The sequence below is a fragment of the Bacteroidales bacterium genome (genome assembly GCA_031275285.1).
Lineage (GTDB): Bacteria > Bacteroidota > Bacteroidia > Bacteroidales > UBA4181 > JAIRLS01.
Window position 1 is genome coordinate 55,220 of record JAISOY010000061.1, and the last position, 9,645, is coordinate 64,864.

The following is a 9,645-nucleotide window of genomic DNA, read 5'->3' on the forward strand; positions in this document are numbered from 1 at the left end:
TATTGGAAACTGTATCCCCAACTTTTGGGAGAGTTACTCTTTTAACTTTTATTAACAAGATTTTCATGAAAGTGTTCACTTGTTTAATGAATATATTCCGCTCTGGATGCATCCAGTCGCAACATAATAAATAACAAAATTGTGAATGCCCATAATGAAGATCCTCCATAACTAAAAAAAGGTAAAGGAATACCTATAACCGGAACCAGGCCAATGGTCATTCCTATGTTAATGGTACAATGTAAAAATAAAATACTGATCACACAATAAGAATAAACACGACTAAAGACAGATCGCTGTCGTTCGGCAATAAATAACAGCCGGAGCAAAAGTGCCGTAAACAGTATTACTACTACCGATGTCCCTACAAATCCCCATTCTTCACCAACAGTACAAAAGATAAAATCAGTGCTTTGTTCAGGAACGAAATTGTATTTGGTCTGTGTTCCCTGTAAAAAACCTTTACCGGTCAGTCCTCCGGAACCGATAGCTATTTTTGATTGGTTAACATTGTACTCAATCCCCAGTGGGTCCGATTCCATTCCGAGCATCACAAGTATACGTTTCTGCTGATGTGGACTAAGGACATCGTCAAATACAAAGTCAACCGAAAATGTAAATAATAAAGCACTTAATATAAAGAAGACAACAGTACGTACATGGGGAATCCGGCGAATGGCTGATATAATAATGAAGACAACAGATATAGTTATTGCCGCGGCCAAAAGTATCTCATGAACCTCAAAACGTTTCTTGAGCAACAGATTGATTCCTAAGAAGACACTAAATATAAGTAAGAATAAACCGCTACCTTTGAAAACGTGCTTGACCTGTTTACTCATGATCAGGTAAACTGTAAAGCCTAATAGGATCAGTCCGCCAACCAGGTAAGCCTGGGCACCCTGCATCAGCAGGGAAAGAATAAATAAGAATACAGCCAGAATGCCGAATAACAGGATGCTTTGAGGCAACCCCTCCCGGTACAGGACAATCAAAAATGCCAGGTATACAAGGCAGGAACCAACATCCGGCTGCAGAAGTATAAAAGCCGGTGAAAGAAAAATAATCAAGCCAATGAAAAAAATATTTTTCAACTCCATCATTCTGCCGTTGTAGTTTCCCAGGTATTTTGCTAATGCAAGACTCGTTGCAATTTTGGCAAATTCGGAAGGTTGTATTTGTAGGTTGCCGATCACAAACCATGATTTAGCTCCGTTGACTTCACGGCCAATGACCAACACCGCAATCAATGTCAATATGCAGAATATAAATATCGGGTAAGCAAACGAAGTATAAAAACGGATATCCAATAAACAGACAATAACGGCCAACAGTATCGCAGCAATGATCCAGACCAGTTGTTTTCCGTAACGTTGGGAAAAAGCAAAGATACTGGTATGTTGTTCGTCATACACGGCAGCATATATATTGAACCATCCCATCAATACCAGGATGAGATAAAGACCGATGGTGATCCAGTCAAGGCTGGTAATAAGATTAGTTTGCCGCCTCACGGTTATCGTATTTATTAAAGTTCAACATCCGGTCTTCCAGCCATGGGCGGGTTGTAGAACCAGTCAGGTATTTTTCTATCATCAGCGAAGCTACCGGAGCCGCCCATGTTCCTCCGTATCCTACATTTTCAACATATACGGCTATCGCTATTTTGGGTTTGTCCATGGGGGCAAAAGCCATAAAGGTAGCATGGGTATCCCCATGCGGATTTTCTGCCGTGCCGGTTTTTCCACACATATCGATTCCCGGAATGGCAACGGATCTTGCTGTTCCACCCGGACCTGTTACTGCTAAAAACATTCCTTCCCGTATAGGTCTGAAATGAGATGTATCTACTACCGTATAGCGCTTCTCGGCATATTTTTGAGGAATAGTATCACGGCCATTTATTTTTTTTATCAGATGGGGAACATGATAATAGCCACCATTGGCAATCAATGCGGCAAAATTAGCCATCTGAACCACGGTATTTCCCATTTCAGCCTGTCCGATGGATAAAGAAACAATGGTAAGAGACCTCCAGGATGTTGCTGTCGGAAAATACTTTTTGTCGTAGTATTCTACCGGGGGCACGTTTCCGGCTAACTCCTGAGGCAAATCTATGCCTAGTTTCTGTCCAAAGCCAAAGGACAGAATATCTTTACGCCATTCCATATAATTTTCACGGGTAGTTCCGGCGGATTGGTTATCCAGAAAATTTCTGAATACAAGAGCAAAATAGGTATTGCATGAATTGCCGATGGCTTGAGGTAAATTCAAAGGCGATCCATGATAATGGCATCTCTGTGAGAATCGTCCCACATAATATCCACCATGGCAACCGAATAATGTTGAGGGGGTGAGTGATCCCTGTTGTAAACCGACCAGACCCTGAGCGACTTTAAATGTCGATCCCGGAGGATAAAAGGCCATTACAGAACGGTCAAAAAGAGGCTTACTTGGAGCATTGTTCAATTTCCTGTAATTTTCAGACCGAATCCTGCCAACCAATAACGAAGGATCATAATTAGGCACAGAGACCATGGCCAGGATTTCTCCTGTAGATGGCTCAATAGCTACTACTGCGCCCCGCACTTTTGACATCAGTTTTTCCGCATAAACCTGTAATTCTGCATCAATAGTAATGGTTAAATCATTACCTACCACGGCCATAGTATCCATATCACCATTGCGGAAGGAATTTACAATACGATTGTGTACATCCACTAAATAAATATTTACACCTTTCTTTCCCCTGAGCTCTTTTTCGTAGTATTTTTCTATTCCTGTTTTTCCAATATAATCTCCTATTTTATAATAACCGTCCTGTTTGATCTCGGATGAATCGACTTCGGCAACATAACCCAGCAGGTGCGGAGCAATTGGAAGCACATAGTTCCGTAGCGTACGTGCCTGGACAAAAAAACCGGGGAATTTATATAGATGTTCCTGTAGTACTGCATAGGTCTCAGCCGACATCTGCTTAAGAAATAGGGATGGTCTGTATGAGGAATATCCGCGGTCCTTTTTTAACCGGGCAAAGGTTTCTTTCAATTCGGGAACAGTCAGACCCAGTATTTTCGCCAGTTCTGTAGTGTCAAACGGTTTCACATGTCGAGGGGTAACCATCAGGTCATAAGCGGCCTGATTGTTCACGATCTGCCGGCCGTTACGGTCCAGGATCAATCCTCGTGCAGGATATTGAGTCTGCAGACGTTGTGAATTGTTATCTGCGCTTATTTTATACGAAACATCGATCACCTGTAAAAAAAATAACCTGATGATCAGGATCAGGGCAACTAAAATAATGGTTCCGCCAATGACATATTTCCGTATATCGTACTGATTCATTTTGAACGTGCTGTAAGAAACTGACAAAGAAGTATCAGCAGGATGGTGAATATGCTACTGGCAACAGCCCGGAGAGTTGCGGGTAAAAAATCATTGAACCCGAATGATTCAACCCAGAAAAGTACCAGGTGATGCGCTAATACCAATATGGTAATATATTTCATGAACCAGGAAAAGCCCAAAGAAGGTACAGTAGGTGACATGCCGGGTTCGTATCCGTCATGGGGGGCAATAAAGCCTAACAGGTGAAACCGTAAATATGCCATAAAAACAGTGGCAATCGTATGATAACCTATTGTAGCGGAAGCAACATCGATCACCATTCCTATAGCAAAGGAAGACAATAACAATAGCCAGGCCGGTGTTTCAAAAGGCAACCATAATATAAACAAAACATACAGGTAGGGGTTGACAAATCCGCTGAACTGGATGTTGTTCAATATGAAAAGCTGTATGAAGACCAACAGCACAAACCGTAAAATATTTATCGATACAGTTCTGATCATTGGTCTCCGGATATTTGTTGTTCCAATAAATCCTGCTCCTCTTTCATATGATCTTCAATAACGGAAACATAGAATAATTTGCGAAAGTCCGTAGACAATAAAACTTTGATCGCATAAAAATTTCCATCCTTTTTACTGAATTCATCGACAATGCCGACCGAAATACCTTCGGGAAAGCTGTCCGAATAACCCGATACCACCAAGGTATCCCCGATTGCAACAGGTGCATGTAAAGGAATTTCATTCAGTAATGCATGGCGATATGAACGGCCATCCCATGTCAATGATCCGTAAAAATTATTTTTCTTGAATTTGGTACTTACCCTGAAATTCCGGTTGATGACAGGTAAAACCGTCGCGAAATGTTCAGATACCCCGTGAATAATACCGACAATACCATCAGGACAGGTCACAGCCATGTTTACTTTGATCCCTTGTCGCCTACCTTTATTTAAAGTGATGAAATTATATTGTTTGTTGACTGTGCTGTTGATCACTTCGGCATATAAGATCGAATATTTTTTGAAATAAAGCGAATCAAAAGATGCTACACGAGAAGAATCCAGATCATAAAATGCTTCGGACAAGCGATTACGGAGGGTTGTGTTTTCCTCCAGTAATTGCCGGTTAATTTCATTCAGATGAACATATTCCCGCCAGGTACTTACCTGTTCATAAACTCTCCCGGAAAAAGAGCCGGTAGCCCGGACAAATGAAATCCTTTGGATGTAATTGTTCTGAACCAGCAAGAATATAGCGATTCCCTCTAATAAAAGAAAGAGGAAAAATGTATAATGCTTCTGGAAAAAACGAAAAAGTGTACGCATTACATGATTGGTTCACCGTTCGGTGACAGCAAACAGTTCCGGATGAACAAAAACGACCGGTCGGCAACTGTTAGCTGCGAAGTATTATCGCATCAAGAAAGAAAACTTATCTACATTTTTCAAAGCAATTCCGGTACCCCGGGCAACAGCACGCAAGGGATCTTCAGCTACTTTGAAAGGAATATTGATCTTATCGGTAAGCCTTTTGTCCAGTCCTTTCAGCAAAGCGCCTCCACCTGCCAGGTAAATACCGTGGTTAACAATATCGGCGTATAACTCCGGAGGAGTTTGCTCCAGGACGTCCAAAATGGCTGTTTCGATCCGGGAGATAGACTTATCCAGGCAATGCGATATTTCCTGGAAAGATACGGGAACTTCCACAGGAAGTGCAGTCATCAGGTTGGGACCGCGGACGATAAAGTCGGACGGTGGATTTTCCAGGTCAGGTAAAACTGATCCTACCTGTATTTTTATATCTTCAGCGGTACGTTCCCCGATCCGGATATTGTGTTGCTGCCGCATGTAATCCTGGATGTCGGCTGTAAATACATCTCCGGCAACAGTAATAGAACGGTTACATACAATACCGCCAAGGGCAATCACAGCTATTTCGGAAGTTCCGCCTCCTATATCTACCACCATATTTCCTTCAGGTGCCGTCACATCAATCCCGATCCCTATTGCTGCAGCCATTGGCTCATAAATCATATACACATCCCTGCCTCCCGAGTGTTCTGCTGAATCACGGACTGCACGGACTTCCACTTCGGTACTGCCCGAAGGGATACAGACAACCATACGGATGGAAGGTGTGAACCAATGCCCCCGTGTAGGGATCATTTTGATCATTCCTTTGATCATCTGCTCGGCTGCATTAAAATCTGCAATTACACCATCCCGTAAAGGACGGATAGTTTTAATGTTCTCATGTGTTTTTCCGTGCATCTGGCGGGCCTTTTCACCAATGGCTACCAGTTTTCCGGATACACGGTCGATAGCGACAATAGACGGCTCGTCAACGACTACCTTATCGCCGTATATGATGATGGTATTGGCTGTGCCGAGATCCATCGCGATTTCTTGTGTGAAGGAGAATAATCCCATGTATGATGATATTTTGTTTCAGGCTTTCGGCGATAAGACCTTTTTGCCTGAAGGATTGATGAATGTTAATTCTAATGTTTAAAATGACGGATCCCGGTAAACACCATTGCAATAGATAACTTATTGCAACAGTCTATTGACTCGTTATCGCGTATGGATCCTCCCGGCTGTACGATTGCTTTTATTCCTTCTTCTCCGGCTATTTCTACACAATCCGGAAAAGGGAAGTAAGCATCACTGGCCATTACGGCCCCATTCAGATCAAAATCAAATGTTTTTGCTTTCTTTACAGCTTGCTTCAAAGCGTCTACCCTTGAAGTCTGGCCAATACCACTGCCAAGTAATTGCTTATTTTTGGCCAATACAATGGCATTGGATTTACTATGTTTGACTATTTTATTGGCAAATACCATATCTGCCAGTTCTTTTTTGCCCGGATGAACATCGGTCACCGGGTTCATTTTATCAGCAGTTTCTGTTGCATTATCCTTATCCTGAAGTACGACCCCGTTCAATAATGAACGAAATTGCTGTCCGGGAAGTTTTGTGTCTTTTAACCGAAGCAAAATCCTGTTCTTTTTTGCTTTTAATAATTCAACGGCTTCCTTCGTAAAAGAAGGTGCGATCAATACCTCATAAAACAGTTGGTCTATTTCCAGGGCTGTCTTTTCATCGATCTCACGATTGGTGATCAACACACCTCCGAATGCGGAGACAGGATCACCTGCCAAAGCTTTTTTCCAGGCATCCAGTATGTTTTCGGATGAGGCCAGGCCACATGCATTATTGTGTTTCAATATGGCAAAAGTAGGTTCATCGAACTCATTGATGAGGTTTACTGCCGCATCGATATCCAGTAAGTTGTTATAGGATATCTCTTTTCCGTTTAACTTTTCGAAAAGTCCGTCAAAATTTCCAAAAAACAGTCCTTTCTGGTGGGGATTTTCTCCATAACGAAGGGTCATCCCGTCGGTATAGCTTTGTTTAAAGACAGGTTCGCCCAGTTCTTTATTGAAGTAATTAAATATTGCAGAATCGTAATGGGATGAAACATTGAATGCAGCAGCTGCAAACTTTCGCCGATCTTCCAGCGTGGTTTCACCACCTTTCTCATTCAATAAATTCAATAATGGCAAATATTCGCGTTTAGAAGGAACGATCAGAACGTCTTTATAATTCTTGGCTGCTGCACGGATCAATGAAATACCGCCAATATCTATTTTCTCGATTACAGATGCTTCAGAAGCCCCGGACGCTACGGTTTCTTCAAAAGGATATAGATCCACGATCACGAGATCAATATCCGGAATACCGTACTTAGCTGCTTCTTCAAGGTCTTTGGATTCATCACGACGATATAGTATGCCTCCGAATATTTTTGGGTGTAATGTTTTTACACGTCCTCCGAAAATGGACGGATACTCCGTTAACGATTCAACAGAGGTTACTGGTACACCAAGTCCTTCTATAAAACTTTTCGTACCGCCTGTTGAATATATTTTTACCTGTAAGTCATTTAATTTTTTGACAATTACGTCAAGATTGTCTTTATGATAAACCGAGATTAGTACCGACTTTATTTTTTTTGTTTTACTCATTATTTTATTCACTGATACAATAAGTTTACAAAAGTATTAAAATTCTATCTATTTTTTTAGCTAAAATGATAAGAAAAAATAAATCAGTAAAAAAAATATTTTTAAGTGTCGATTTATGGTCAGATATTCTTTTCAATTTTCCGGAAAAATGCCTGTTTGTGGGGATGTTTTCAATAGGTCAGCCAGCATAATAAAATGACAGTAATCAATACAAGTCAATTTTAATACTGCGTTTGCCATTTAACACTGTTTGTAAACTGAAAAATAAAGCATTCACATAAAATGAATAAATGTCATCATTCTTTATTGGAAAAAATGTAATTTTGCATTTTGTTCTTTGAATAACAATATTTCTTACCTATAACATAAGATGATTTCAATTGGTTAATTGAGATTCAAATAAGACTTTGGGGCTGTTTGGTTTTGACAGCAAGGTAAATGGGTATTGTAAGCATGCCGAGCCACGTGATATGTCTCGTAAATCCGGGTCACAAAACAATAAATGGCGAAAATAATTACGCTCTTGCTGCTTAATCGAATTATAGTAGATTAGCTTAATCCGCGCACAAGGTGCATGGACAAGACGTTCCTCGTAAACCAAGTCCTGCGGTTTGCGGTTCAGGGGCGCTCGTGAGACAGGAATAGTTGTAGCTTTTTCTCAGAGCCGCGGCGAAACTTTAGAGGATAAGATGGCAGTAGGTTGCCGCCTGCCGGCTGTCATTCGAAAATCAATAAGCGGATAAGCATGTAGAAAGCATATTTGTTTCTTGTTTGGACACGGGTTCGACTCCCGTCAGCTCCACGATAAATATTGACAATCAGCTTATTGTGATATTTAAGGACTAAGAAAGGGACTAATAGTCCCTTTCTTCTTTTATGATTTTCTTGCTAAAGTTATATAAATTTGAGCAATTTAATTTGAGTGCCAATAATAGTATGGAATATATTCACGAAACGGGGTATCAATTATTATCGATAAAATATCTGTTTGAATTGCAGGAAAAAGAAGGACAAGCTGCCGACTTCATTCAATACATCCCTAAGTGCAATATTTTCAATAAGGACGGATATTTTAGGGAAGTGAATGAATATCTGGTCATTCACAATAATGAATACATCAAAAGATTACTCGAAACCCACCTTCAACATACAGAACGTATCATTGATATTTGGAATAAGGTGCTTTCCATCATACCCGAAAATAAAACGTTTGAAACGATATGGGATAATAGATATGATATTTATTGTTCTTTCAGGCAAAACTTGGATTTCCCTTTTCAAGAATTATATCTGGTAAGAAACAGGTTGCCAGAAGTATATTTTGGTAATACGGCAATAAGTGAACATCGATATTGGAATCTTGGCAACCAAACCACATTGTCAAACTTTAATCTGAATAACATAACAGTATACAGGATAGAGCAGATTATTGAAGAGGTAAATAAAATACACACACATCTTTCATATATGCTATATGGAAACAACAAAGCTGCTAATGATAAAATAAATAAGCTATTATTTGACTTCGGTATTGTATCAAAAGTCCATAAGGCATGCAACAACAAGCAGTTTGAAGATATTTCCGAGGAAAAATTATATAATTTCCTGAATTATCCCTCTCAGTTCAAGGGCACATTGCAAGTCAAACCCAATGAAAAGACACGAATGTATTATTTGATTGGTAAATTATCCGAATCAATAAAAAATGATGAGTGGACAAGAGAGTTATGCGATACCCTCGATTTTTCATTCGAGACATACCAAAAGAAAAAGACATACATTGAGGAAGATAAATTTGATGAAAGAAATCCCAATACACGGTTTTTAAAAGAAATTGAATCCATTTTTTAGCAGTGGCACTTTTCTCCACCAATCCCACCAAAAATAATTTTATAAAATACTGATATTTAATATCTTATTGTGTAACAGGAATGTAACTTACACTTTTCTCCACTAATATCCCACTTTAGTTTTGCTGTCAAATCACATCAATATACCGGCCGGATATTGCATGTGAAAAAAAATAATAAAATGATTTACAGTCATGGAATATTTAATTAACGACAGCACACCTATTGCGATGTTGACCGTAGGACAATTAAAACGGGTATTCGGTCAGCAGTTTATTTCCAACCCCGTTCAGGACAATCCGAACAAGGAAAAACGTTATGTATACGGTATCGGCGGTATTGCCCGATTATTTAATTGTTCATTGCCTACTGCCAACCGTATCAAGAAAAGCGGAAAAATCAATGCAGCCATCAA

At 40.0% G+C, this 9,645-nt stretch carries 8 protein-coding genes and 1 other RNA gene; 3 read left to right on the forward strand and 6 right to left on the reverse strand.

Translation table 11 applies throughout. The features are described from left to right. Positions 1-83: 83 nt before the first annotated feature. The 6 genes from rodA to purH all read right to left on the reverse strand — a co-directional run bounded on the left by rodA (position 84) and on the right by purH (position 7,380). A complete protein-coding gene (rodA, locus tag LBQ60_05810) occupies positions 84-1,514 on the reverse strand; it encodes a rod shape-determining protein RodA (GenBank protein MDR2037421.1) in 1,431 nt (476 codons plus the stop codon). Beyond that, entirely contained in the window at positions 1,498-3,345 is a 1,848-nt protein-coding gene (gene mrdA, locus LBQ60_05815) for a penicillin-binding protein 2 (protein ID MDR2037422.1), read from the reverse strand. The genes rodA and mrdA overlap by 17 nt, the downstream gene beginning before the upstream one ends. Then, positions 3,342-3,851: a hypothetical protein gene (locus LBQ60_05820; GenBank protein ID MDR2037423.1), complete on the reverse strand. Its 510-nt coding sequence runs from the start codon at positions 3,849-3,851 to the stop codon at positions 3,342-3,344. Before LBQ60_05820 ends, mrdA begins: the two co-directional genes overlap by 4 nt. Further along, complete coding sequence (gene mreC, locus LBQ60_05825) at positions 3,848-4,678, reverse strand: rod shape-determining protein MreC (protein MDR2037424.1); 831 nt, start codon at positions 4,676-4,678, stop codon at positions 3,848-3,850. Before mreC ends, LBQ60_05820 begins: the two co-directional genes overlap by 4 nt. A gap of 84 nt (positions 4,679-4,762) precedes the next feature. Continuing rightward, positions 4,763-5,782, reverse strand: coding sequence for a rod shape-determining protein (locus LBQ60_05830; protein MDR2037425.1), 1,020 nt, complete (start codon positions 5,780-5,782; stop codon positions 4,763-4,765). A gap of 71 nt (positions 5,783-5,853) precedes the next feature. Then, entirely contained in the window at positions 5,854-7,380 is a 1,527-nt protein-coding gene (gene purH / locus LBQ60_05835; GenBank protein MDR2037426.1) for a bifunctional phosphoribosylaminoimidazolecarboxamide formyltransferase/IMP cyclohydrolase, read from the reverse strand. A 409-nt stretch (positions 7,381-7,789) separates the two neighbouring features. Here purH and ssrA point away from each other — a divergent pair. The 3 genes from ssrA to LBQ60_05850 form a co-directional block, all read left to right on the forward strand. Beyond that, positions 7,790-8,185, forward strand: a transfer-messenger RNA (tmRNA) gene (gene ssrA, locus LBQ60_05840). A gap of 131 nt (positions 8,186-8,316) precedes the next feature. Next, positions 8,317-9,231 (forward strand): hypothetical protein, encoded by a 915-nt coding sequence (locus tag LBQ60_05845; protein MDR2037427.1) that lies wholly within the window; start codon positions 8,317-8,319, stop codon positions 9,229-9,231. 229 nt (positions 9,232-9,460) lie between these two features. Beyond that, a partial coding sequence (locus LBQ60_05850; GenBank protein ID MDR2037428.1) for a DUF3853 family protein occupies positions 9,461-9,645 on the forward strand: 185 nt, incomplete at its 3' end.

What these genes read in the sequence shown, in the direction of transcription:
- mrdA (MDR2037422.1), bottom strand. Translation starts at nt 3,345, where the DNA reads ATGAATCAGTACGATATACGGAAATATGTCATTGGCGGAACCATTATT.
- LBQ60_05820 (MDR2037423.1), bottom strand. Translation starts at nt 3,851, where the DNA reads ATGATCAGAACTGTATCGATAAATATTTTACGGTTTGTGCTGTTGGTC.
- mreC (MDR2037424.1), bottom strand. Translation starts at nt 4,678, where the DNA reads ATGCGTACACTTTTTCGTTTTTTCCAGAAGCATTATACATTTTTCCTC.
- LBQ60_05830 (MDR2037425.1), bottom strand. Translation starts at nt 5,782, where the DNA reads ATGGGATTATTCTCCTTCACACAAGAAATCGCGATGGATCTCGGCACA.
- purH (MDR2037426.1), bottom strand. Translation starts at nt 7,380, where the DNA reads ATGAGTAAAACAAAAAAAATAAAGTCGGTACTAATCTCGGTTTATCAT.
- LBQ60_05845 (MDR2037427.1), top strand. Translation starts at nt 8,317, where the DNA reads ATGGAATATATTCACGAAACGGGGTATCAATTATTATCGATAAAATAT.